23 protein-coding genes are annotated in these 22,284 nt (G+C 68.3%); 8 read left to right on the forward strand and 15 right to left on the reverse strand.

The window, feature by feature from the left end:
• Nucleotides 1-12: 12 nt before the first annotated feature.
• Complete coding sequence (locus NDR87_RS34660) at nt 13-834, reverse strand: CPBP family intramembrane glutamic endopeptidase (protein WP_251918143.1); 822 nt, start codon at nt 832-834, stop codon at nt 13-15.
• A 497-nt stretch (nt 835-1,331) separates the two neighbouring features.
• Between NDR87_RS34660 and NDR87_RS34665 the strand changes: the two genes are divergently transcribed.
• Entirely contained in the window at nt 1,332-1,850 is a 519-nt protein-coding gene (locus NDR87_RS34665) for an Lrp/AsnC family transcriptional regulator (RefSeq protein ID WP_251918144.1), read from the forward strand.
• Nucleotides 1,851-2,116: 266 nt separating this feature from the next.
• On the opposite strand, the gene ald is transcribed toward NDR87_RS34665, so the two are convergent.
• Both ald and NDR87_RS34675 read right to left on the reverse strand, forming a co-directional pair.
• Nucleotides 2,117-3,226 (reverse strand): alanine dehydrogenase, encoded by a 1,110-nt coding sequence (gene ald / locus NDR87_RS34670; protein ID WP_251918145.1) that lies wholly within the window; start codon nt 3,224-3,226, stop codon nt 2,117-2,119.
• Nucleotides 3,227-3,394: 168 nt separating this feature from the next.
• On the reverse strand, nt 3,395-3,847 hold the full coding sequence (locus tag NDR87_RS34675) for a hypothetical protein (protein ID WP_251918146.1): 453 nt from the start codon (nt 3,845-3,847) through the stop codon (nt 3,395-3,397).
• 486 nt (nt 3,848-4,333) lie between these two features.
• Between NDR87_RS34675 and NDR87_RS34680 the strand changes: the two genes are divergently transcribed.
• Together NDR87_RS34680 and NDR87_RS37545 are read left to right on the forward strand one after the other, a co-directional pair.
• Nucleotides 4,334-5,257: a LysR family transcriptional regulator gene (locus tag NDR87_RS34680; protein ID WP_286014389.1), complete on the forward strand. Its 924-nt coding sequence runs from the start codon at nt 4,334-4,336 to the stop codon at nt 5,255-5,257.
• Nucleotides 5,258-5,313: 56 nt separating this feature from the next.
• The gene (locus tag NDR87_RS37545) at nt 5,314-7,071 is read left to right on the forward strand and encodes an Hsp70 family protein (protein ID WP_286014390.1); all 1,758 of its coding nucleotides are present in this window, start codon (nt 5,314-5,316) and stop codon (nt 7,069-7,071) included.
• A 13-nt stretch (nt 7,072-7,084) separates the two neighbouring features.
• On the opposite strand, the gene NDR87_RS34695 is transcribed toward NDR87_RS37545, so the two are convergent.
• Nucleotides 7,085-8,566: a bifunctional phosphatase PAP2/diacylglycerol kinase family protein gene (locus NDR87_RS34695; protein WP_251918148.1), complete on the reverse strand. Its 1,482-nt coding sequence runs from the start codon at nt 8,564-8,566 to the stop codon at nt 7,085-7,087.
• 85 nt (nt 8,567-8,651) lie between these two features.
• Between NDR87_RS34695 and NDR87_RS34700 the strand changes: the two genes are divergently transcribed.
• On the forward strand, nt 8,652-8,894 hold the full coding sequence (locus NDR87_RS34700) for a CsbD family protein (protein WP_251918149.1): 243 nt from the start codon (nt 8,652-8,654) through the stop codon (nt 8,892-8,894).
• A 17-nt stretch (nt 8,895-8,911) separates the two neighbouring features.
• Nucleotides 8,912-9,799, forward strand: a complete 888-nt coding sequence (locus NDR87_RS34705) for an NAD-dependent protein deacetylase (protein WP_251918150.1) — start codon at nt 8,912-8,914, stop codon at nt 9,797-9,799.
• Here the strand turns inward: NDR87_RS34705 and NDR87_RS34710 are convergent.
• From NDR87_RS34710 to pqqA, 6 genes are all read right to left on the reverse strand, one after another.
• Nucleotides 9,786-10,517, reverse strand: a complete 732-nt coding sequence (locus NDR87_RS34710; RefSeq protein ID WP_251918151.1) for a TetR/AcrR family transcriptional regulator — start codon at nt 10,515-10,517, stop codon at nt 9,786-9,788. The two genes, NDR87_RS34705 and NDR87_RS34710, sit on opposite strands and share 14 nt — an antisense overlap.
• Before the next feature lie 193 nt (nt 10,518-10,710).
• A complete protein-coding gene (gene pqqB, locus NDR87_RS34715; RefSeq protein WP_251918152.1) occupies nt 10,711-11,601 on the reverse strand; it encodes a pyrroloquinoline quinone biosynthesis protein PqqB in 891 nt (296 codons plus the stop codon).
• Entirely contained in the window at nt 11,598-12,671 is a 1,074-nt protein-coding gene (pqqE, locus tag NDR87_RS34720) for a pyrroloquinoline quinone biosynthesis protein PqqE (RefSeq protein WP_251918153.1), read from the reverse strand. The genes pqqB and pqqE overlap by 4 nt, the downstream gene beginning before the upstream one ends.
• Nucleotides 12,664-12,930, reverse strand: coding sequence for a pyrroloquinoline quinone biosynthesis peptide chaperone PqqD (gene pqqD / locus NDR87_RS34725; protein WP_251918164.1), 267 nt, complete (start codon nt 12,928-12,930; stop codon nt 12,664-12,666). Before pqqD ends, pqqE begins: the two co-directional genes overlap by 8 nt.
• Nucleotides 12,930-13,643: a pyrroloquinoline-quinone synthase PqqC gene (gene pqqC, locus NDR87_RS34730; protein WP_251918154.1), complete on the reverse strand. Its 714-nt coding sequence runs from the start codon at nt 13,641-13,643 to the stop codon at nt 12,930-12,932. Before pqqC ends, pqqD begins: the two co-directional genes overlap by 1 nt.
• 29 nt (nt 13,644-13,672) lie before the next feature.
• Nucleotides 13,673-13,789 carry a pyrroloquinoline quinone precursor peptide PqqA gene (gene pqqA, locus NDR87_RS34735; protein ID WP_251918155.1) on the reverse strand — a complete coding sequence of 39 codons (117 nt, stop codon included), beginning with the start codon at nt 13,787-13,789 and terminating at the stop codon, nt 13,673-13,675.
• A gap of 423 nt (nt 13,790-14,212) precedes the next feature.
• Between pqqA and NDR87_RS34740 the strand changes: the two genes are divergently transcribed.
• Nucleotides 14,213-14,599 (forward strand): nuclear transport factor 2 family protein, encoded by a 387-nt coding sequence (locus NDR87_RS34740; RefSeq protein ID WP_251918156.1) that lies wholly within the window; start codon nt 14,213-14,215, stop codon nt 14,597-14,599.
• A gap of 80 nt (nt 14,600-14,679) precedes the next feature.
• On the opposite strand, the gene NDR87_RS34745 is transcribed toward NDR87_RS34740, so the two are convergent.
• Nucleotides 14,680-15,666 (reverse strand): alpha/beta fold hydrolase, encoded by a 987-nt coding sequence (locus tag NDR87_RS34745; protein WP_251918157.1) that lies wholly within the window; start codon nt 15,664-15,666, stop codon nt 14,680-14,682.
• 189 nt (nt 15,667-15,855) lie between these two features.
• Nucleotides 15,856-16,326, reverse strand: coding sequence for a MarR family transcriptional regulator (locus tag NDR87_RS34750; RefSeq protein WP_251918158.1), 471 nt, complete (start codon nt 16,324-16,326; stop codon nt 15,856-15,858).
• 64 nt (nt 16,327-16,390) lie between these two features.
• Between NDR87_RS34750 and NDR87_RS34755 the strand changes: the two genes are divergently transcribed.
• Nucleotides 16,391-17,851: a carboxylesterase/lipase family protein gene (locus NDR87_RS34755; RefSeq protein ID WP_251918159.1), complete on the forward strand. Its 1,461-nt coding sequence runs from the start codon at nt 16,391-16,393 to the stop codon at nt 17,849-17,851.
• A gap of 292 nt (nt 17,852-18,143) precedes the next feature.
• Here NDR87_RS34755 and NDR87_RS34760 read toward each other — a convergent pair whose 3' ends face one another.
• From NDR87_RS34760 to NDR87_RS34770, 3 genes are all read right to left on the reverse strand, one after another.
• Nucleotides 18,144-18,335, reverse strand: coding sequence for a hypothetical protein (locus NDR87_RS34760; RefSeq protein WP_251918160.1), 192 nt, complete (start codon nt 18,333-18,335; stop codon nt 18,144-18,146).
• Between the two features lie 3 nt (nt 18,336-18,338).
• Nucleotides 18,339-19,022 (reverse strand): SGNH/GDSL hydrolase family protein, encoded by a 684-nt coding sequence (locus tag NDR87_RS34765; RefSeq protein WP_251918161.1) that lies wholly within the window; start codon nt 19,020-19,022, stop codon nt 18,339-18,341.
• A gap of 115 nt (nt 19,023-19,137) precedes the next feature.
• On the reverse strand, nt 19,138-19,809 hold the full coding sequence (locus tag NDR87_RS34770; RefSeq protein ID WP_251918162.1) for a TetR/AcrR family transcriptional regulator: 672 nt from the start codon (nt 19,807-19,809) through the stop codon (nt 19,138-19,140).
• A gap of 138 nt (nt 19,810-19,947) precedes the next feature.
• Between NDR87_RS34770 and NDR87_RS34775 the strand changes: the two genes are divergently transcribed.
• Nucleotides 19,948-22,011 (forward strand): alkyl/aryl-sulfatase, encoded by a 2,064-nt coding sequence (locus NDR87_RS34775; protein ID WP_251918163.1) that lies wholly within the window; start codon nt 19,948-19,950, stop codon nt 22,009-22,011.
• Nucleotides 22,012-22,284 lie beyond the last annotated feature (273 nt).

The raw sequence follows: 22,284 nt of genomic DNA on the forward strand, positions 1-22,284 counted from the left end.
GCTGGTTCGCCTTTACTGCGCGATTACAGATCCGGCCTCCGAGGAATTGGCCGCGGCTGTCGCGGAATTCGTCGCGGCCGATTTCCCGGGAATTTCGGAGAGTCCCTTCGCCTCCAGATTCGCCCGGGCCAGCTTCAGTGGGAAGGCCAGCACCCGGAAATCGTGGAAGAGCTTCACGGCAATGGTGAGCCACAGCGAACCGGTTACCTGATACAGCAAACCGAGCGCGACGCCACCGAAAATAACCTGAAGCGAGACCATTGGACGGAAAGCGTGCCGCAGACCGTCGACCACACCGGCCGCCAGGATGATGAGAACCCAGAACGGCAGGTTCGGGAACAACAGATCCAGCGCGTAGATGGTGAACCCGCGGTAGACGATCTCCTCGGCCGGAGTGCTCAGCGAATTCATGATCCACCAGAAGCGCTCGGCGTTGTTCGCGGGCGTGATGAAGACGACGTACTCGATCTTCTCCGCGATCCACTCGCGACCGGCGCGGCCGGTGAGCGGGACGATGGCGGGTACGGTCAGGTAGCCCACGTAGATCGCGATGATCACCAGGCTGATGACCTTCTCGACCGGGGTGAAGTCCCGGAACACGACGAAGTCGAAGCCGCCGAGGCCGAGTTGGGTCAGCGAGGTGCCGTTGATCAGGAACGCGACGACGATGACCACCAGCGTCAGCCACGTCCGCAGCACGCCGCCCTGATAGAGCTTGATGCGAGCATCCGGCCGGTTGCCGAACTGCTCGGTGAATTTCTTGACCGAACTTATCTCGAAGTAGGGCTCCGCCAGGATGAGATATGCCAGGAAGATGACGCAAAAGAGTTTCATCGCCAGAATCCGCTCGAAGTCTTGGTGCAAATTAGTTTCAGGGCGAATCCAGTCGACATCGTTGGAGACGGTTCACCAGACATTCAGTTGGGCCGCGGCGACGGGGTGGGTGGTGGGTGGAGCACATGGCGCCGGAAATGTGCTGCCGAGTGCCGTCCGCCGTGGACATGAAGGGACAGTACTACCACGTGGAAGTACCTGTCTACCGATGGAATAGGCCCTGGTCTGTGACGTCAAGCACCGGTTTATTGCAGCTTCAAGCTACGCCGACGAAGGTTTCGATGTCCGAATTGTTCCTTTTTGGAATGGGTAGCTCAACGGTTGCTGAAGATATTTTATGGCGCATATAGTGATGTTTTGATGCTTTGTTAACTATTCGTTAGCTCCACTTTCAACCACTTCGCCGAATCGCACGCACGGGCTTGCCGGGCAACCGGCGGCGAAGATCGTTCCCGAGGCGGCGGCCGCGACGAATCATGTTCGGTACGGTGAGGCCCGTGAAGAAGAACGAACGCCCGGTCGGCACCGCCGCGCCGGCAAACCCGCGGCAGAGCGTCGTTCTGGACGACATCGACCACATCCTGCTCGACGAACTGGCCCGCGACGGCCGGATGACCAACAACGCCCTCGCGGCGGCGGCCGGGATCGCGCCGTCGACCTGTCTGGGCCGGGTCCGCGCCCTGGTCGAGCGCGGGGTGATCCGGGGCTTCCACGCCGATATCGATCCCGCCGCGCTGGGCCGCAGCCTGCAGGCCATGATCGCGGTGCGCGTGCACGCCAACGCCCGTCCGCAGCTGGCCGCGTTCGGCGAGCAGCTGGCCACCCTCGACGAGGTGCTCAACGTCTATTTCATCGCCGGAGCCGACGACTACCTCGTGCACGTGGCCACGGCCGACACCGAGGAACTGCGGCTGTTCGTCCTGGAGCATCTGAGCGCCCATCCGGCGGTGGCGCGTACGGAGACGATCCTGATCTTCGAGCACGTCCGGCCGCGGGTGCGGACCGGCCGGGACTGACGGCGTTCGGGGACAACGCAACTCGGGCACCGCTGAGTTCGCGACAGAAACCGCTCGGTTTGCGACATCCGACCGCTCGAAACGCGCCACCGGCTACGCCGTGGGCGCGGGTGCGCCGTGCCATCGCGGCGCGCACCCATAACGGTTCCGCCATGTTTGCGGCCGGAATCGCGGATGGATTCCGGCCGCAAACATGGCGGAAGGACTAGAAAACCGGTTCGGTTCCGCGCGGGATCGCCCCGCGCGGAACCGAACTCGATGTCCTGTCAGGCAGCCGACAGCGACTGCGCGGTGTAACCGTGGGCGGCCGCGACGGATTCGGACAGCAGCATGCCGCGATGCGTGCTCAGGCCGGCGGCCAGGCCCGGATCGGCGGCGGTGGCCTCGCGCCAACCCTTGTCGGCCAGCGAGATCACGTACGGCAGCGTGGCGTTGGTGAGCGCGACGGTCGAGGTGTAGGGCACCGCGCCGGGCATATTGGCCACGCAGTAGAACACCGAATCGTGCACCCGGTAGGTGGGCTCGGCGTGCGTGGTCGGGCGCGAGTCGGCGAAGCAGCCGCCCTGGTCGATGGCGATGTCGACCAGCACCGAACCCGGCTTCATCTGCGCCACAAGCTCGTTGGACACCAGCTTGGGCGCCTTGGCGCCGGGCACCAGCACCGCGCCGATCACCAGATCGGCCTCGCGCACCGAGTTCTCGACCTCCTGCGCGTTCGAGATGACCGTGCGGATCCGGCCCTGGTACTGCGCGTCCAGCTCGCGCAGCGGGGCGATGTTGAGATCCAGCACGGTGACGTCGGCGCCCATTCCCACGGCGACGGCGGCCGCATTGCGACCCGCCACACCAGCGCCGATGACGGTCACCTTGGCCGGGCGGGTGCCGGGCACGCCGCCCATCAGCACGCCGCGGCCACCGCCGGAGCGCATGAGGTGGTACGACCCGGCCTGCGGCGCCAGCCGCCCGGCGACCTCGCTCATCGGGGCGAGCAGCGGCAGCGAACCGTCGCGGCCGGTAACGGTCTCGTAGGCGATCGAGGTGATGCCGGAGCGCAGCAGCGCGTCGGTGCACTCGGCGGACGCGGCGAGGTGCAGGTAGGTGAACAGCACCTGATCCTCGCGCAGTCGCGAATACTCCTCGGCGACCGGCTCTTTCACCTTCAGCACCAGATCCGCGGTGGCCCACACCTCGTCGGCGGTCTCCAGCACCTGCGCGCCGACCAGGGTGTAGGCGTCGTCGGCGAAGGCCGAACCCTCGCCCGCGCGGGTCTCGATGACCACCTCGTGTCCGCGCGACACCAGCTCACGCACACCCGCCGGGGTACATGCCACGCGATACTCGTGGTTCTTCACCTCGCGGGGGATCCCGATCTTCACCTGCGCTCCTTTACATCCAGTCGGAAGTCCGTTAGGAGCGAGTATGAAGATCGTGCGCTTATCGGTCTAGTTCGTTGAAGATAATTCTTTATTGCCCCCTTGTTTCATTCATTACCTCGATACGGCGGGCTGCCACCGGCCCTCGCTCGAAGCATCTTCGACCCCGGATCAGGCCGCCCGGCGCTCGGAATCCGGCAAGCCGGGCAGATGCGCGATCACGGCCTCCTGAACCCCCTTCAGCAGGTCCAATCCGCGGGTGGTGCCGTCGGTCCAGGCCTGCGCCAGAGCGTCGAGCGGGCCGGCGGGGGCCGGGGGTTCGGGCGGGGCAACCTGCGGCGAACCGCCGCGACCGCGACCGGAGGTAGGCGGCTGAGCTGGGGTTTCGGCGGCCGTGGGCAATTCGCCGGGCGCCGGCGGGGCCGGAACCAGCTGCGGCGATTCGTCGCGCGGACCGCCCGGCGCCGCGAGCGCACCCGGGTCGGGAACCGGGCGCGCCTCGAACCGGCTCGCCGGCCAAGTCCCCTGGTCAGCCGCTATCGAGGCGGTGAGTAGCGCGGCCGCGGAGATCATGAGCAACCGCACAGACAGGCCGAGGCTCGGTTGTGCACTGTGTCTACCCATCAGCTACTTTCCTTGGAAATGCCCGACTCGGCCGAGCGGCTTTCGCGGCGAAAGATTAAGGCGCGCAAGTACTTCCGTCCAGAAACGTTAGAGATTCTTCACTGAAGTTAAGTCTTCGTTGAAACCCTTGTCACACCTGGACGCTTGACCACTGAATTTTCGATCTCTAGTTGAACCTTGTGCCACCCAGCGCTTCAGGCTTGAACGTGATCTACTTAACACGCGAAACAGAATGGTAAGTTTGACGATAGAACTACCTCACGGATACCATCGCCCCACAAGCCCGGCAGGCATCTAACGGACCATTTTTCTGCATTTGCGCCGGATCGATCTCCATGAACATGAAATGAACCAATGGCTAGCATGGTATTACCGATCTTGTCGATCGGAGCACACTCGAACTCGGTGATCAAGTCCCAACCAGGCCGTCGTCGGCGCGCCTCCGGGCACGGTAGATGAATCGATCGCCCGGCACGAAGGTCACCGATGTCTGAACATTCACTATCGACCCCCAACAGCATCACCCTGCGGCAGTTCGACTACTTCGTCAGCACGGTCCGGCTGGGTTCCATGTCGGCGGCCGCACGCAAGTTCGGCGTCACCCCGTCGGCGATGTCGCAGCAGATCGGAGCGCTGGAGGTAGCGCTCGGCCGCAAGCTGTTCGACCCGCAGTCGCGCCGCTCCAGCCTGACCAAGTTCGGCAGGGAGTTCTTCGCCCAGGCCTCGACGGTCGTCGACCATGCCTATCAGGCGCTGGCCATCGGGCAATCTTTCAGCGACGGTGTGCTCACGATCGGCACCACCTCGACGATCGCGCACAAGCTGATGCCGCCGCTGATCTACCGGCTGCGGCTGCAGTGCGATATCGACAACATCGAGGTGCGCTCGTTCGCCACCATGTACGACCTCGGCGCGGCGCTGGACCGCGGCACGATCGATCTGGCCATCGGCCCGCTCACCCGCTCCTCGGCGAAGTTCGTGCACACCGTTGGCGAGGAGGAACTCGTCGTCGCCTGTCACCGTAGTCAGGAAAGCCGTTTCGACGGCACCTGGCAGCGGCTGGCCGAGGTGCCGTGGATCGGATATTGCAACAGTTCCGATATCGCCAAGACCCTGGTTCAGGAATCGGGCCGCGCCAATGTCGACATTCGTTACGTCGTCACCGCGCCCGACGTTCCCACCGCGCTCAGCCTCGTCGAGCACGGGATCGGCATTGCCCTCGTCCCTAAAATGGCGCTGCACAATTGTTCGCGATTGTTGTCCGTCACTCGCCCGGCTCCTCGCATCAAAAGAAAATTGTCGGTCCACGTCAAGGACATGTCTCCGTACATTGAAAAATTCCTGGGTGTAGTCAGCGATATGGAATTGATCCGCAAGTTCCGGGCCGCCGGACTTCTCGAGGTGCGCTGAGCCCTTTTCGGTGCGCCGTGGTTCGTCATTACTACTCTCTGTCGAGGTGAATTCAGATGATTACTCCGAACCGCGGGCGCGGCGAATCCCCCCAGGTCGGCATCGGCGTGGCGATCGGTGCGGTGACCACGGTCTGCGCGACCACGACGGACGGCGACCGGGTTTCGGTGACCTCCCGCCCGACCTCGGTGACCATCGATCCGGACGCCAGTCCGGTCACCGAATTCGCGGATCTGGGTCGGAACCCGGAGACGGTCAGCCTGGGCGGGCGGATCTTCTCCCCCGCCACGCTGATCGCCGAGGCGGTGCGCGAGCTGGTGCCGTCCGATGCGAGCGCGGTGTGCACGCATCCGGCGAACTATGACGACAAGCAGGTGGCGCAGTTGCGCCAGGCGCTGGATCTGGCGGGTGCGCGCGAGGTGCGGCTGCTGTCCGAACCGCTGGCCGCGGTGGCCTGGCTCGACCACGAGCACGGCCCGCTGTCGCCGGGGCGGGTGCTCGTCTACGACCTCGGCGCGACGAGCCTGGACGTCGCGGTGGTCGAGGTGGGCGCCGACGGCGAGCGGAGTGTCGTCGGAACCCCTTTGCGCTCATACGATTTCGGCGGCCGCCCGCTGGGCGCGATGATCGTCCGGTATGTCGGCGACGTGCTGGGCTCGCCGCGCCGATTACCCGTCTCGCTCGCCGACAGCGATGAGCTGCGCGCCTGGCATGTGCGCGATTCGCTGGCCGTGCTGTGGGAGTGTCTGCACGCGGCCGAACTCGGTCTCGACGATATCGATCGAATCCTGGTGGTGGGCGGCGCGTCTCGCGCACCGGAGGTATCCGGTGTGCTGGCCGAGCTCGGCCCGCCGGTGGTGACGGCGGCCGATCCCGGGCACTGCGTCGCGGCCGGAGCCGCGTGGACCGCGGTGCGGCGGTCGGACCGGACGCTGCCGCCCGCGGTCGTGCGCGCGGGGCCCTCGCTGGTATCGGCCGTGGCCGCACTGTCGGTCCTGGGCCTGTCGACGGCCGCACTGCTCGCGCCGGTGCCGGGTTCGGGGGAATTGTGGCGACAGTCCCCGGCGATCGACGGCATGCCGCACGCGCAGGCGCCGCAGGGGCCGGGCGGCGAGAATCACCCGCCGGTAGCGATTCCCGATCTGATGTCGGCCACCGTGGGCGACGCCGCCAGCGGTCCTGCCCCGGCGTCGCCGACCGGAGAACCCTTGCCCGCCATGGCTTCTCCCGCGCCCAGGAGCACCGAGTCGACACCGTGCCCGGATGCCCCGGGTGCGATGGGCGGGCCCTATGCCGACCCGTCCCGATTCGAGAATCCGCTGCCCTTCGACCCGGCGGCCGCCGCACCGGCGCCCATCCGTCGCGCCGAACCCTTCGGCCCCACAGGCGGATCCGACAGTCCGGCAACGAATTTCAGCCCCCCGACACCGCCTTCGGGTCAGAGTGGCTCGACTCCCCCTGCGGGACAAGGTGGTTCAACGCCGACCGACCAACCCACTACTCGCACCACCCCCGGCGGCGGTGGCACCGCACCCACCGGCACCGATCCCGCCGGGCAGGGTCCGGCGACGGGCGGCGGGTCCGGCACCACTGGCGACACCACCGGCGGCCAGAGCGGTTCCACCCCGGGCGGTTCCACCGGCGGCCCGCCGACCGGCACGGGCGGCACCACGACTCCCGACCACACCCCGCCCGCCGGTGGGCCCCCGACCGTGCCCGGACCGGTCGGCGGCGGTCCTGTCGGCGGCGGAGGCCTGGCCGGCGGCGGAATCCATCCGAGCGGAGGCGGATTCGGCGGATTCGTGGGCCACTGAACCAAATCGGGAATCAGTCGCCCGGTTCGTGCCGGTGATACACCGCGATCCGGCCCGCGATGCCGAAGGTCAGGCGTTTCGCCTCGCCGATGACCTCGCCGTCGGTGGCCAGCGCCTGGGAGTCGGCCAGTTCCACGGTCAGCTCGCGCACGATCCGCTCACCGTAGACCTTGCTGTGCCCGAAGGCCGCCAGCAGCAGGGCGATCATCGCCCGGGTACGCGACCACCGCAGATCCGCACGCAGCCAACGAATATCGAGCAGACCGCTGTCCAGGTGCGGGCGATATGCCGGGACCGCACCGTGCGGGTGATACGGGCCGTTGCCCACGAACAGGAACCACACATCGTGCCAGCGGCCGTCGAAGCGGATCCGGATCGGCTCGGCGCGGCGCAGCGTCGCCAGTAGGGCCGCGGCGAAAGCGGGCCACTTGCCCCAGCGGTCCTGCCATTTCTCCCGCAGCCGCACCAGTTCCGGATAGGTGCCCACGCTCGCGGTATTGATCAGATAGTGCGGTTCGCCGTCGTCGAGCCGCACGCTCGCGATGTCCACGGCGATCGCCGCGCCCGCGTCGACGGCGGCGGCCACCTCGACGAGGTTGTCGACACCGACGTCGCGGGCGAAATGATTGAGGGTTCCGGTCGGGACCACCACCAGCGGCAGCCCGTGCCGCAGCGCCACCCCAGCCACGGCCGCCACCGTGCCGTCGCCACCCGCGACCCCGACGGCCGCGGTCTCCTCGGTGCGCTCGGCCAGCGCCCGCTCCATCTGATCGACGCAGTCGGTCTCGGGCTCGGTGCGCAGAATCTGTGCCGCCGGTAGCACCGCGGCGAGGTCGTCGGTGGGATCGTAGTTGGGGTCGCCGGACGCCGGATTCACCAGCAGCACAAGGCCCTTGCCGTCGACCAGGCGCGGCACCTCGTGTACCGGACGGGAGTGGCCGGCCGATTCGCGCACCGGCCACCAGCGCCGGGTCGCCAGCGCCACGCCCGCGCCGACCGAGGCGCCGACGAGCACATCGGAGCTCCAGTGCACCCCGGTGTGCACGCGCGAATAGGCGACGGTGGCGGCCAGCGGCGCCACCGCGAGGGCGGTCCGCGGCGATTCCATCGCGACCGCGGTGGCGAAGGCCGCCGCGGACGCACTGTGCCCGGACGGAAACGACGAGGTGGTGGGGCGGCGAACGAGACGGCGATCCGGCGGCAGCAGCTGGGCGGCCGGGCGACGACGGGCGAATATCGTCTTCAGCACCATATTGGCCAGAAAGCTCGCCCCCGCCAGCGAGACCACACCCCGCGCCGCGGCCCGGCGGGGCGCGCCCTTGCGGCTCGCGAGCGCCGCGGCCACCCCGAACCACAGCAGGCCGTGATCGGCCGAGCGGGTCAGCCGCCGCATTCCGGTATCGACCGGCGTGATCGGCAGCCGGGCCACCGCCCCGCTCACCGACCGGTCGAACCGGCCAACCACGATGAACCTGCGTCGAAACCAGCGTCTCACCGCTTCGACACTACCGGCCCGATCAGCGGATCCTCTGTGACGCGCGCCGCCGATTCGAATGCGGCGCAGCGGGTATGGCGGCGCTATGAGTCAGCACGACAGTGGGCCCCGCGAGGCCGTCGAAGGTGTGGTCGAGGACGTCAAGGGCAAGGCCAAGGAGGTCGCCGGGATAGTCACGGGCGACGAGGACCTGAAGGGCGAGGGACGCGCGCAGCAGGACAAGGCGCAGGCCCAGCGCCGTGCCGCCGAGCAGGAGGCCGCGGCGGAGAAGGCCCGCGCCGAGGCCGAGGTGGACAAGGCCCGGCAGGCCGGATTCCAGGACGGCTAGCGCCGTACCCTGGCCGCATGTGTGATCCCACGCGACTGCCCGACCTCGGCCCGCTGGTGGAGCTGGTCGCGGATCGGCGCGTGGCGGTGCTGACCGGGGCCGGGCTGTCCACTGACAGCGGCATTCCCGACTATCGCGGCCCCGGCTCGCCCCCGCGCACCCCGATGACCTATCAGCAGTTCGTCGCCGATCCCGTCTTCCGGCAGCGCTATTGGGCACGCAACCACGTGGGCTGGCGGCGGATGGACGCCGCCCGCCCGAACGCCGGACATCGCGCGCTGGCCCGCCTCGAACGGATGGGCGGGATCAGCGGGTTGATCACCCAGAACGTCGATCTGCTGCACACCAAGGCCGGTCACCGCCGCGTGCTCGACCTGCACGGCACCTACGCCCGGGTGCGCTGTCTGGGCTGTGACGCCCTGATCTCGCGCATGACCCTGGCCGACCGGCTCGAGGCCGCCAATCCCGGCTTCGCCGAGGCGGCCGTCACCGACGGCCTGGAGGTCGCGCCCGACGCCGACGCGGTCGTCACCGACACCGATACCTTCCGCATGGTCGACTGCGACCGCTGCGGCGGCATGCTCAAACCCGATATCGTCTACTTCGGCGAGAACGTCCCCAAGGACCGCGTCGCGGCGGCCTACGAATTGGTCGACGCGGCCGACGTGCTCCTCGTCGCCGGTTCCTCCCTGACCGTCATGTCCGGCCTGCGCTTCGTCCGTCACGCCGCCAAGGCGGCTTGCCCCGTCGTCATCGTCAACCGCGGCCCGACCCGTGGCGACGAATACGCCACCTTGAAACTGGACGGCGGCTGTTCGGAGCTGCTGACCGGACTGGCGGCCGCGCTCGACCGATCCGCCTCCGCGCCAACGCCTTCGGATACGGGCCGGCTCAGCGTGGGATAGTCAGGCCCGCGGGGCGGCCCGCGATGCGGTCGAGCCACTCCTCCATCAGTGACTGCTCGCTCGAGGTCAGCGCGGTGGTCTGCGGGAGCACCGCGCGCAGCGCGACCGCCGCACCGATGGGACCGGCGACGGGAGCGGCCGGGGCGTCGGTGGTGATCGCGGCCATGATGGCCTCGCGGGTGAGCTCGGACAGGGCGGGGTCGCGGACGTCCGGGGGCATCGAGATGAGCGTGAGCGTCGTGCCCAGACCGGCGGCGTAGACGAGGTGCGTGGCGCGCTCCTCCTCCACGCGTAGTCGGCCCGCCTCGGCCACCCGCTTCACCTTGCGCCCCAGCACCCGCAGCGCCGCGACGGCGGCGGGCGGCAGCGAGGCCGCCGGGCGTGCCTCTCCGTACATCAGGGCGAACAGCGCCGGATTGGCCAGCCCGAATTCCACATGCGCGTCCCAGCCCGCCCGCAGATCGTCGACCGGGTCCATATCCTTGTTCACCGCGGTCCGGTCATTGAGGTAGGCGCGAAATCCGTGCGACGCCACCGCGTCCAGCAGGCCCTGCTTGTCCCCGAACAGGCGATAGATCGTCGGCGCCTGCACCCCGGCCGCCGCACTCACCGCCCGCGTGGACACGGCATCCCGCCCGCCTTCCGCCAGCAGTTCGATGGCGGCGGCGATGATCCGCTCCCGAGTGTTATCCGCAGCCGCGGACCGAACGGTGTCCATGTTTTCAACGGTAACACCCTTCCGTTAGCGACGTTAATTCCGCTGCTAACGAGAGAGCGTTTCCGTCGTTATTTGCAGGTCGGGGCGCGAAACACGGGGCGTCCGGCGTGTCAGGTAGCGGTGCATCCCGCCGTGATTCTCTGCGTCCGGCATAACCGCTGATGCTGCACGGCGGGCGGGCACCGGTGGCGAATCAGAGGGCGAATTCGGTTCCGTCCGGCAGCACCTCGACGCCCGCCCGCTCGACCTGTGCGCGGGCGGCGGAGGCCGGGTCCAGCAGCGGGTTGGTGTTGTTGAGATGGGTGTAGATCCGGCGCGGTCCCGGATGCCGGGCCAGGGCGGCCAGGGTGCCCCCGGGCCCGGCTACCGGGAGATGTCCCATCAGGGCCTGTCCGGAATCCCGCCGCCCGACGGCCGATCCCAGCTCCGTCGCGTCGAAGAAGGTGCCGTCCACCAGCGCGCAATCGGCGTCGGCGAGCAGTGCGTCCAGGCCGTCCGGCCACCGCGCCAGGCATGGCGCGTACACCAGCGCACCACCGGTCGCGGGATCGTCGATGCGAAATGCGCTGACCCATCGGTCGTCCGGTTCCGGGGAGTGCACGTACTTGGGCGCCTTGGCGCCGACCGGCAGCCCCGTCACCCGCAGCCCGCCCGCCAATTCGAAGTCGCCGGAACCGTCACGCCAGGTCCACGGCGCGTAGCGGTCGAGCAGTCCGCGCAGCGGCAGTTCGGCGTCGAGTGCGGCCCGCACCGGCGCGGTGGCGTAGCCGGTCAGTCCCGCGCCGCCCCGCAGAATCGTCAGTCCCAGCGCGTGATCCAGCTCCGCGTCGGTGAGCAGCACGCCGCGCACCGGGGTCTCCCGCGGCCCGGGGCCGGGGCGCAGCGCGGGCGTGGCCGACAGTTGGGTGCGGATATCGGGCGAGGCGTTGAGCAGCCACCAGTCCCGCGCATTGCCGCTCACGGCGACGCAGTCCTGGGTGCGCGCGGGCAGCACGCCGCGCCGGACGTCGGCGCATCGGGCGCAGGCGCAATTCCATTGCGGCACACCGCCACCGGCGGCGGTACCGAGGAGGACAACTCTCACCCGATGGCCTGCGTCCGCATCAGGAGCTCACCCGGCTCCGCCTCCCGCAGCGCCGCGTCCACCAGCGGCCGATGCGGGGACAGCGCGCACACCGGATCGGTGGCGGCGGCGTCGCCGGTCAGCTGGAACGCCTGACAGCGGCAGCCACCGAAGTCGGCGAACCGTTCGGGGCAGGACCGGCACGGTTCGCGCATCCACGCGGTGCCCCGGAAGGCGTTGAAAGCGGTTCCCTCGTACCAGATCTCGGCGAGCGGACGGCGCAGCACATTCTCCTTGGGCAGGGTCGTGATGACCGATGCCGCCGGACAGGGCAGCACATCACCGTCGGGCGTGACCGTCAGCTGCAACCGGCCCCAGCCGTCCATGCACGGCTTCGGGCGGTCGGCGTGATAGTCGGCCACCACATAGACCAATTCCGGCCCCCCGGCGTGCTTTTCGCGGGCGCGTCGCACGGCGGCACGGGCGGCGTCGAGCTGATCCGCCGTCGGCAGCAGCGCCGCCCGATTGCGCAGACCCCAGCCGTAGAACTGGGTGTTGGCCAGTTCGATCCGGTCGGCCCCGAGGCCGACGGCCAGATCGATGATCGCGGCGACCCGATCGATATTGCCCCGGTGCAGCACCACATTGATGGTCAACGGGAGACCGGCGTCGACGACCGCCCGCGCGGCAATGATCTTCACGTCGTACACCCGCGCACCCGCCACCCGGTCGGCCGCGGCGCGTTCGGCGTCCTGCAGCGAGAGCTGCACATGATCCACCCCGCGCTCGGCCAGGTCCCGCGCCCGCCCCGCGGTCAGGCCGACGCCGCTGGTGACGAGATTGACATAGGCCCCCAGACCCCGGGCATGTGCGACCAGATCGGGCAGGTCCGGCCGCGACAGCGGCTCACCGCCGGAGAAGTGCATCTGCACCACGCCCAGTTCGCGCGCCTGGGTGAGCACGTCGAGCCACTGCTCCCGGCTCAGCTCCCGCGCCCGCGCCACCAGTTCGATCGGATTGGAGCAGTACGGGCAGTGCAGCGGACAGCGGTGGGTCAGCTCGAGCAGCATGCCCAGCGGCGGCTCAACCATCCAGCGCCACCACCCGTCGCCGGGCGAGCCGATCGAGCAGCTCGGTGACATCGGCGGCGCACACGTCGTCGTATTCGGCCGCGAGCCGCGCCACGATCTCGGCCACGGTCGACGCGCCGTCGCAGCGCGCGAGCACCGCCGCCGCGGTGTCGTTGAGCACCACCACTCCCTCGGGCAGCAGGGCCAGCTCGCCGCGCGCCGGATCGCGGGTCAACCGGACACCCGGCCGCAGCCTGGGCACCGACGCCTGCGACACCATCACCAGCGACCCCCGGTGTGATAGTCGAGCGAGTCCAGAATGCCCTGCAGGACAGCGCATTTGAAGGCCAGGGCGGCCACGCAGGCCTCCTGCTGCGCCCGGGTCTCGGCGTGGGCGACCACCAGATCCAGCAGCGACCGGCCCTCGTCCCCCACCACATCGATGCGCGCGGTGAAGTAGGCGAAACCGTCCTCGGCGATCCACGGATAGTGTTCGCGCATCCGTCCCAGCCGGTACACCAGCAGATTCGGCGAGAACAGTTCGGTCAGGCCGGAGGCCACCGCCTCCAGCCAGGGCCGCCGCCGCGCGAAGTCCAGATAGGCATCGACCGCGAAGCGCACGCCGGGCAGCACCAACCGCTCCGACAGCACCTCCTCGCGGCCGAGCCCGACCGCCTCGGCCAGCCGCAGCCACTTCTGGGCGCCACCCGACTCCGCGTCCACACCATCGTGATAGACGATGCGCGCGAGCCACTGCCGCCGCACCTCCGGCAACGGACAGTTGGCGATGATCGCGGCGTCCTTCTGCGGCAGGCAGCGCTGGTAGTACCACCGGTTGGCCGCCCACAGTCGCAGGTGCTCCTTGTCCAGCCGCCCCTCGTGCAATCGGCGATGGAAGGGATGGCGGTCCCAGTAGGAGCCCTCCAGCGCGTAGAGCTCCGCGCGGAACTCCGTTGCGCTCCAGGGATTCCCGGTCTGCGTCGCAAACTGCATGAACGTATCCCCTTCGCGCCGTGGCCGACTCAGTTACGCGCGGAGTAGGCGGTGACCTCCATCCCGGTGTCGTAGAACTCGAAATCCGGTCGCTGCCAAGGCTTCTTGTCCTCGACGACGGTGCGATTGCTGCCGGTAGCCTGCATGCGAGTGCCTCCGATTACTGGCGAAGTGCGTGCGATCTTCCACGAGCAGAACACTGGTGTCCAGCGAGCATAACCGATCGTCGGGCCTCGATGTGATCCGCCTCACTTCCTGTTCAGAAACGCTTGCGTTTCGCAATGCGGCGGGCTTTTACTTGGCCTTGCAGGCTACCGCTCAGCAACGACCCGGATAACCAACCAACCACCGGGTTACCGCGCTCGAGCTCGCTCCACGAGCGAAAGGAGGTGGCGTTTCCACAGTTCGATGCTCTGACCGAGGAAGGCTCGGGCCGCGGCTCCGGCCCGAGCCTTCGGCCACATGCGATCGAGATCTTCAATGACTACTTCGCCAATAGTTTGCCAATCATGATCGATCCGTCGGTTCGGGAGCCGAACCCCCTAGGGGATCGGAGAAGGGAGCCAACGATGACGACAGAGTTCTCCGACGGTGCCGACCGCGCGCTGATCGAGACACTGCTGACCCGATCGTCCGCGCGCGATGCGGACGGCGTCCTGGCCCCGTTCGCCCCGTACGCGACCGTGACGATGCCGTATCAGCCGCCCGGATTCCCCGCCGAGATGACCGGGGAGGCGCGGATCCGGGTGCGCCCGGCCGCCGAGCCGCACGCCTGGACCGCCGACGCCGAAGGCGAGGTCACCGGCCGCGCGAGCGCGCGCGTCTATCACTGCCGCCTGCTCGACCTGTTCCAGGTCCAGCACGGGAAGATCGCGCACATGAGGCAGATTCGCGATTCCGTCGATCAGCTCGTTTCGCTGGGCTCCGACATCACCGGCGTGAACATCCTCACCTAGCGCTCCGGCAGCAGATCCGGCCGTCCGGGTCCGATCAGCACGGGCGCGGCGGCCGTCGACCGGGGAATCGGATTCGGCGGTCACCGAATCGGCTGGCACACCGCGGTGTTCATCCCCATCCGAGCCAGTCGGCGCAGCTGCCGGTTGACTTCGACCCGCTGTTCCAACGGTGCGCAGTGACCGCCGGGTAGTTCGATCACACCGATCAATTCGGGTAGCCGATCGGCCAGGGCATAGGACTGCCGCACGGGCATGATCCGGTCGTCGGCCCCGCAGATGACCAGCGTGGGCACGGTCAGCGAGGCGGGGTCGTAGCTGTCGGAACGCAGGCCCAGCAACTCGCGGCCGAAACGCCGCCGGGTGGCGGCGGCCGTGGTCAGCAACTGTTCCTGCAGCAGCGCCCGAGCCGCCGGAGTGGCCTCCGGCGAGAGCGCCAGCGACGTCAGCGCCGCCCGTCCCGGCAGCCGCGCGGGCATCGGCGCGCCGCTGAGCAGGCCGATCGCCGTGGAGCCGTGCCGGTCCCGGAAGCCGTGGGTCCAGTTCGGGCACGGCAACAGGGTCCATTCGCGCAGGACGTCGCCTGCCGCGGTATTGATCAGCGCGACGGTGTCGGCACGCTGACGCACCGATTCGGGATGGCGGTGGGCCCAGGACTGAATGGCGATGCCGCCCGTCGAATGCCCCGCGATCAGCGCGCGCTCGCCGGGGCGCAGGGTGGCGCTCAGCACGGCCGCCAGATCGTCGCCGAGCCGATCGGCCAGGCCGCCGGTGCGGCGCGGACGTTCGCTGCGGCCGTGGCCGCGCTGGTCGTAGGCGATGACCCGGTACTCCAGGGCGAGTTCCTGAATCTGGTTGACCCAGAAGTCGATGGAACAGCTCATACCGTGACTCAGCACGATGGGATAGCCGTCCTCTGGTCCGGAGATCTCGACGTGGATGCGCGTCCCATCGGCCGAATAGACCTCGAGGCCACGACCCTGCCGATGACCGTTGTACCGACGGAACTCGATATCGTCGCGCAGTTTGGTCAATTGACCATTTCCGAGCGTCTGCCAAGACCTTGTCATCGCATCGCCTCTCAGGAGTGGCTACGGCCTGGCGTCACCCTGGCCGAGCGGACCGATTCGATCTTGTGGGCGCAAGTATCGCGCCCGGGAGACCCGCCGCGCCGTGATGTGGGTCACCGCGAGGCCGTCGCGCGCACAACACCGCGGGTCGGCGTCATCGATGTGACGCGAACGACCCGCCGCTACCGCTCACCCGGCCCCGTCGTCGTCCGATTCCTCGAGCGCGGCGCCCGCCAGATCCTCGAACAGCCGCCGCAGCGCGGGCAGGGCCGCGGCGATCTTGCGCCGGTCCTCCGCGTCCAGCCGAGCGAGGCGCTCGCTCAGATAGCGCTCGCGCACGGCGATGAAGTCGGAGAAGCTGCGCCTTCCCCGGCCCGTGACCGAGATCAGCGTCGCCCGGGCGTCGGCCGGATCGACACCGCGGCGCACCATCCCCTCGCGCTCGAGTCGGTTGACGGTATTGGTCATCGTGGGCAGCCGGACGCCCTCGATGAGGGCCAGTTCACCGACCCGCAGCGGTCCGCGGTCGACCAGCGCCCGCATCACGCGGTTCTGCGCATTGGTGAGCGGGTGCTGCGGGGTGAGCTGGCGTAGCACGGTGTACATGTCGGACACCAGAATCCGCAGCCGCCTGCTCAGATCGTTCGTCTCCGCGCCCACCTGGTCACGCTAACAAGGCTTGGTTAGCCTGACTATTGAAACGCGTCGTGGGAGTGGGTCCGAAATGAGCGAAACAACCGTCAGCGAACAGCATCCGATCGTCGTCGACACCGCCGCGGGCAAGGTCCGCGGGACGGTGGACACCGCCGGTGTGGCGGCCTTCCGTGGCATCCCCTATGCCCACTCCCCCGTGGGCGCGCTGAGATTCGCACCGCCGCAACCGCATTCGGGCTGGACCGGTGTTCGCGCGGCCGAGCGTCCGGGTCCCGCCGCACCACAGTGGCCGTCCCGGCTGGAGGCGGTGATGGGCACCCGGGTGCCGGATTGGGCCGAGGACGGGTGCCTGACCCTGAACGTCTGGTGTCCGTCCGCCTCGAATACGCCCCGGCCGGTGCTGCTGTGGTGGCACGGCGGCGGTTTCGGCAGCGGCAGCGGTGGCTGGGACTGGTACGACGGGGCGCGGCTGGCCGCACGCGGGAATATCGTCGTGGTCACCGCGAATTACCGGCTGGGCCCCCTGGGTTTTCTGTACCTGCCCGAAATCGGTGCGGACAACCTGGGTTTGCAGGATCAGGGCGCCGCGCTGCGCTGGGTGGCGGCGAATATCGCCGCGTTCGGCGGCGATCCGGCCCGGATCACGGTGGGCGGCCAATCGGCGGGCGCGTTCTCCGCCCTCGCCCTCGCGCTCGATCCGACGACGGCCCCGCTGATACGACGCGTGATCGGTCAGTCCGGACCGTGGGGTCTGCCCTCCCCCGATCCGGACCAGGCCGCCCACATCACCACCCGATACCTCGACCTCCTGGGCATCGCCGCCGACCCCGCTCCCGCCGCGCGGCTGCGCGAGCTGCCGGTGACGCGGCTGCTGGCCGCCAATGCCCGCCTCGCAGCCGAGACCGCCCGTCCCGGAACGATCGCCCCGGCCTGCTATCCGGTGCTGGGCGGCGCGGGCCACGGCGAAACCTGGCAGGACGCGCTGGCACGCGGGGCCCTGGCGGACAAGGATGTGCTGCTCGGCAGCACCGAACACGAGATGTCCGCCTTCTACGCCTTCAACCCCATGCTTGCGCTGGCCACCCCCGACGATGCGATCCGCGTCCTCGACACCCTCACCGCCGGTGCGGGGGCGGGCACCTACGCCCGCTATGGGGATTCGGCCGCCGATCCGGCCGCCGTGCTCACCGCCGCGGCCACCGATCTGTTCAGCCGAACCGGCATCGAAGCCATGGCGAAAACGCTCACCGCCCAGGGCAATTCCCCGTACGTCTACCTCTTCACCCGCCCCGCCCGCCCCGACCCCTATGCGCTCGGGGCGGCGCACTGTGCCGAACTACCGTTTTTGTTCCACACCTTCGACGCCTATCCCAACGCCCCCATGCTGGGCACGGTCGACGACCGGGATCATCAGCTCGCCAAGGACTTCGGCGGGGCCCTGTCCGCCTTCGTCACCACCGGCTCTCCCACCGGCCCCGGCCTCCCCGCCTGGCAACCATATGGCTCCGAATCGGCCATCCGGCGCTTCTGAGCCATGAACATTGCGCCCCAGTGGCTCTCGTCACCCTCGATCGACCGCTGGGCGGCGCATATCCGGGTATCCGCAAGGCGACAGACATCCGAATCCGCGAAGGGAGTCCGACATGCGCGAATCGCACGCGCATCCGTCTCCGCGCTTTGGTACCGAGCGGTCTGCCCGGCAACTGATGACCCTCTGGATCGTGGCGATGGCCGTGCTGGCCACCCTCCTGGTGTTGCTGTGAGACGTTGGCAGCGATAGGGCAAGGCCCTCCGGAGCGGTTCTCCGGCGGGCCTTTTCATCGTTACTCGCGCGTCGGTGTGCCATGCGAGGTGATGCCGAATGGCGTCACCGCACCGACTGCGGCGGTGATCGCGATGAACCACCAGCCGTGTCGGAAGGCCGCGAGCATGCGCTCGGCCGTCACATCCAGCGAGCCGAGCATGCCGACCAGCACCTCTTCCAACTCGATTCCGAAGAGCACACGGTCGACCACGCTCTAACCGCAATCGCCTTTCCGGTCGGCCAGCAGATGCGCCAACCGCTTGACGACCTCGGCCGCCAGCACGGCCTGACCCGAGCTCGAGAAGTGAATCCGGTCCGCGCTGAGCAGATTCGCGCGCTCATTGACCGGATGCGCCCACATGTCGACCACGACGGCGTCGTAGTCGGCCGCCACCCGGCGAGTGATCTCGTTCATGGCCAACACCCGCTCCCGCCAATCCGCGAAGGCCGCCACCTCATATGCCCTACCGAGGGTGAAGGTCGTCAACCGCGCACCCGTCCTAGCCGCGAGTTCGTACATCGCCCGCATCGTCTGCTCGATCTCCCCGAAGTCGGGCTCCCGACGCACGATGTCGTTCGCCCCGCACGGCAGATGCAGCAGATCCGGCCCGAACTCGTCCATCCGCTCGAACTGCCCACGAACGGTCCGCCCCGCCGTCGCCCCCCTCTCGGATGTATTGAGAAACACCAACTTCGGATTGACCAGCCGCAACACCTCCGCCACCCGATCGGCCCACCCACCCTCCGCATATCCGGGCGTGGGATCCCCAACCCCCGCCGACAGACTGTCCCCCACCACACCGAACCGCTGCCACGGGGCGTCGTAGAGCAGAGCGGCGGCATCGACGGTGGGCAGGCAGTAGGGGTCGTTTCGTTCGATCAGCACGGAGGTCGACATACACCAAGAGTATGTACGGCCGTATGTTCACGCCAAGTATTTCTCGCCATGAAAAAGCTTTCGGCACTTACGGTGGCGGCAAAGCCGCCGTGCCGTCTTGGCGCGATCCGAATGGTCAGCGATCGCGGTGCCCTTCGGCAACGGCGGGTGGGCCGGCCTGCCGCCCTTCCCCTCGCTGCGCCGTCAGCAGCGTGAGCAGGGCTCGTCGGATCGCGGCGGAGGCGGCGTCTTCGGACAAGCCGCAGCGTTCGACAAGGTGATGCCGGTAGGGCCAGCCCGCAGTGGCGTCGAGGAGGTCGAGCAACTGCTCGTCGACGCCGTCGCCGCCGGTCAATTCGGGCGCGAAGATTCGAGCGAGGCCCGCGCGAAGCCGCTCGTCGGTCAACCGCATTCGTGCGTCGACGGCGGCGCTGCGCTGTGATTCGAGCAGGCCCAGCAGGCGCGGGCGACGCTGTAGCGCATAGATCGCCGCGCTCTGACGCACCACCGCATCCACTCGCTGCTCCAGCGGCAGTTGCGCATCCGCCTGCGCCACCAGCGCTTCCACGGACGTGGACTGCTGCTCGGTGGCAGCGATGAGCAGGTCTTCGCGCGTCGGGAAATGGACGAAGACGCTGCGTTCGGAGGTGCCCGCGCGGGCGGCGATGGTTTTCGCGGTCGGCAGGTAGTCGCCGTCGTGCACTGCCGCGAGCAAGGCGTCGAGGATCGCTCGGCGGGTCAGTTGCGGGTTGCGACGCCGACCACCGGTGCGCTCGCCGGGCGGCCGCGCGCTCGGATTGCTGCTCATCAGGCCATTATTGCATAGGCACTGCAATAAAGGTAGCGTGAGGCTAGAGATTCAGCGGGTATGCAGCATGCTGCGAGTCGCTAGTCGATAGCTGGCGAGATGTCCGCTTACCGGTCGGATGCGGAAGGGAGAGCGACAATGGCGTCCCACGATGAGCTCGACAACTCGGAGAGGGGCAGCGGCCCTCGAGTGTCGCGACGCGGCGTACTAGGGATGAGCGCGGCGGCGCTGGCGGTTGCGGGAGTCGGCCTCACCGTCGTCGGCTGCGACAGCTCGGGCACGTCGTCTGCGGAGGAGACGTCCACGACCCCCGTCGGCCCGAGTGACCACATCGTCGATCAGCACAAGCGCGTGCAGCAGTCGTTGCCGTTCTCCGACACCGTCGATTTCGCCGACGCCGATCGCGGATTCATCGCTGCCCCGGAGTCGGAGATCGTCAAGGACGCGAACGGAAATGTCGTGTGGGACAGCGGGTCCTACGCTTTCCTCGCGGGCAGCTGCCCGAATTCGGTGAATCCGAGCCTGTGGCGGCAATCGCAGCTGGTGGTCAAGAGCGGACTCTACGAGGTGGCCCCGGGCTTCTATCAGGTTCGCGGCCTGGACCTGTCGAATATGACGCTGATCGAAGGTGACCGCGGAGTGGTCGTGATCGACCCCCTCATCTCCGTCGAAACGGCCAGGGCCGGGCTCGAGCTGTATCGGCGGCATCGAGGCGACCGGCCGGTGACGGGTTTGATCTACACCCATTCCCACGTCGACCATTTCGGTGGCGCGATGGGCGTGACAACCCAGGAGGAGGTGACCGCCGGGCGGGTACCGGTGCTGGCACCCCAGGGTTTCCTCGAACACGCGGTGGCGGAGAACATCTACGCGGGCACCGCGATGGCGCGCCGCTCGGCCTACATGTACGGCGCCGCGCTGCCGCGCGGGGAGCGGGGCCAGGTCGGAGTCGGACTCGGCATGACGACCTCGACCGGCACGGTGAGCCTCATCGCCCCGACCCGCGACATCACCCACACCGGCCAGGAGGAGGTGATCGACGGTGTGCGCATGGTCTTCCAGATCACCCCCGGCACCGAGGCCCCGTCGGAGATGAACTTCCACTTCCCCGACCACCGGGCACTGTGCATGGCCGAGAACGCCACCCACACCCTGCACAACCTGTTGACATTACGCGGCGCGCTGGTACGGGACGCGCACGTCTGGGCGCGCTACCTCACCGAGGCGATCACGCTTTTCGCCGACAAGACCGAGGTGGCCTTCGCCTCGCACCACTGGCCGATGTGGGGCACCGACAAGATCACCGAATGGCTGTCGCTGCAACGCGATACCTACGCCTATCTGCACGACCAGACGCTGCGGCTGCTCAACCAGGGCTATGTCGGCACCGAGATCGCCGAGATGATTCGGATGCCCCCCGCACTCGAGGCGAAGTGGTACAACCACGGCTACTACGGGTCCGTCAGCCATGACGTGAAGGCGATCTACCAGCGTTATATGGGCTGGTTCGACGGCAATCCCGCGCATCTGTGGGAACACCCTCCCGTCGAGGCCGCGAAACGGTATGTCGACGCGATGGGCGGGGCGGAGGAGGCGATGAAGAAGGCGCGCAAGGCCTACGCCGACGGTGATTACCGCTGGGTGGTCCAGCTGGTCAACCACGTGATCTTCGCCGACCCGGACAACCGGAAGGCAAAGATGTTGCAGGCCAGCGCCTTCGAGCAGCTCGGCTACGGATCCGAGAACGGCACCTGGCGCAACTTCTATCTCTCGGGCGCACAGGAGCTGCGCAACGGGAACTTCGGCACCCCTACCAAGGCGACCTCGCCCACCATGCTGGCCGCGCTCACCGTCGACCAGATCTTCGACTCCGCCGCCTTTCTCGTGAACGGCCCCAAGGCCTGGGATCTGCACCTGACCAACGACTGGACCATCACCGACGAGAACAAGACCTACCGGACCGAGCTTCGCAACGGCGTGCTGATCCACTACGTGCTGCCGCCGGACTTCCGCGGCCCGGCGCCCGATGCCGCGCTCACCCTGACCCGGCCGACACTGCTGGCCGTCCTGACCGGCGGCATGGATATCGCCGAGGCGGTGAAATCCGGCGCGGCCAGGGTGTCCGGCGATCCGGGCAAGCTGAAGCGGATCAATGACGTGCTCGACAAACCGAACCCGAAATTCAACATCGTGACCCCGTGAGGTCCGCAGGGATCGTAGTCCAGCTCAGCCGCGAAGCGCCCAAGCGGACAGCCTCGACCAGGGCGGCATGATCGGCCGCAGTGCGGCGGCACAGCCAGGCGCATGGTCGAAGGTGCTGGCTCCGAAGGATGATCTGGAATCAACGCCCTCGTCGGCTAGTTAGAAACTGGTATCACGATCGGGTCCCGGCCAGGATCCGGTCCAGGTGCCCGGTGGGGGTGCTCTCTCGTTCGGCTGCCCACCATCAGGGTTCGGTGTGGCTCTCAAATTGGC

Origin of the sequence: Nocardia sp. CDC159 (genome assembly GCF_023740735.1) — a bacterium.
GTDB lineage: Bacteria > Actinomycetota > Actinomycetes > Mycobacteriales > Mycobacteriaceae > Nocardia > Nocardia pulmonis.

Coding starts and splice junctions, on each gene's coding strand:
- NDR87_RS34660 (WP_251918143.1), bottom strand. CDS start 834: ATGAAACTCTTTTGCGTCATCTTCCTGGCATATCTCATCCTGGCGGAG.
- NDR87_RS34675 (WP_251918146.1), bottom strand. CDS start 3,847: ATGGGTAGACACAGTGCACAACCGAGCCTCGGCCTGTCTGTGCGGTTG.
- NDR87_RS34680 (WP_286014389.1), top strand. CDS start 4,334: ATGTCTGAACATTCACTATCGACCCCCAACAGCATCACCCTGCGGCAG.
- NDR87_RS37545 (WP_286014390.1), top strand. CDS start 5,314: ATGATTACTCCGAACCGCGGGCGCGGCGAATCCCCCCAGGTCGGCATC.
- NDR87_RS34700 (WP_251918149.1), top strand. CDS start 8,652: ATGAGTCAGCACGACAGTGGGCCCCGCGAGGCCGTCGAAGGTGTGGTC.
- NDR87_RS34705 (WP_251918150.1), top strand. CDS start 8,912: ATGTGTGATCCCACGCGACTGCCCGACCTCGGCCCGCTGGTGGAGCTG.
- NDR87_RS34710 (WP_251918151.1), bottom strand. CDS start 10,517: ATGGACACCGTTCGGTCCGCGGCTGCGGATAACACTCGGGAGCGGATC.
- pqqE (WP_251918153.1), bottom strand. CDS start 12,671: ATGGTTGAGCCGCCGCTGGGCATGCTGCTCGAGCTGACCCACCGCTGT.
- pqqD (WP_251918164.1), bottom strand. CDS start 12,930: ATGGTGTCGCAGGCGTCGGTGCCCAGGCTGCGGCCGGGTGTCCGGTTG.
- pqqC (WP_251918154.1), bottom strand. CDS start 13,643: ATGCAGTTTGCGACGCAGACCGGGAATCCCTGGAGCGCAACGGAGTTC.
- pqqA (WP_251918155.1), bottom strand. CDS start 13,789: ATGCAGGCTACCGGCAGCAATCGCACCGTCGTCGAGGACAAGAAGCCT.
- NDR87_RS34740 (WP_251918156.1), top strand. CDS start 14,213: ATGACGACAGAGTTCTCCGACGGTGCCGACCGCGCGCTGATCGAGACA.
- NDR87_RS34745 (WP_251918157.1), bottom strand. CDS start 15,666: ATGACAAGGTCTTGGCAGACGCTCGGAAATGGTCAATTGACCAAACTG.
- NDR87_RS34755 (WP_251918159.1), top strand. CDS start 16,391: ATGAGCGAAACAACCGTCAGCGAACAGCATCCGATCGTCGTCGACACC.
- NDR87_RS34765 (WP_251918161.1), bottom strand. CDS start 19,022: ATGTCGACCTCCGTGCTGATCGAACGAAACGACCCCTACTGCCTGCCC.
- NDR87_RS34770 (WP_251918162.1), bottom strand. CDS start 19,809: ATGAGCAGCAATCCGAGCGCGCGGCCGCCCGGCGAGCGCACCGGTGGT.
- NDR87_RS34775 (WP_251918163.1), top strand. CDS start 19,948: ATGGCGTCCCACGATGAGCTCGACAACTCGGAGAGGGGCAGCGGCCCT.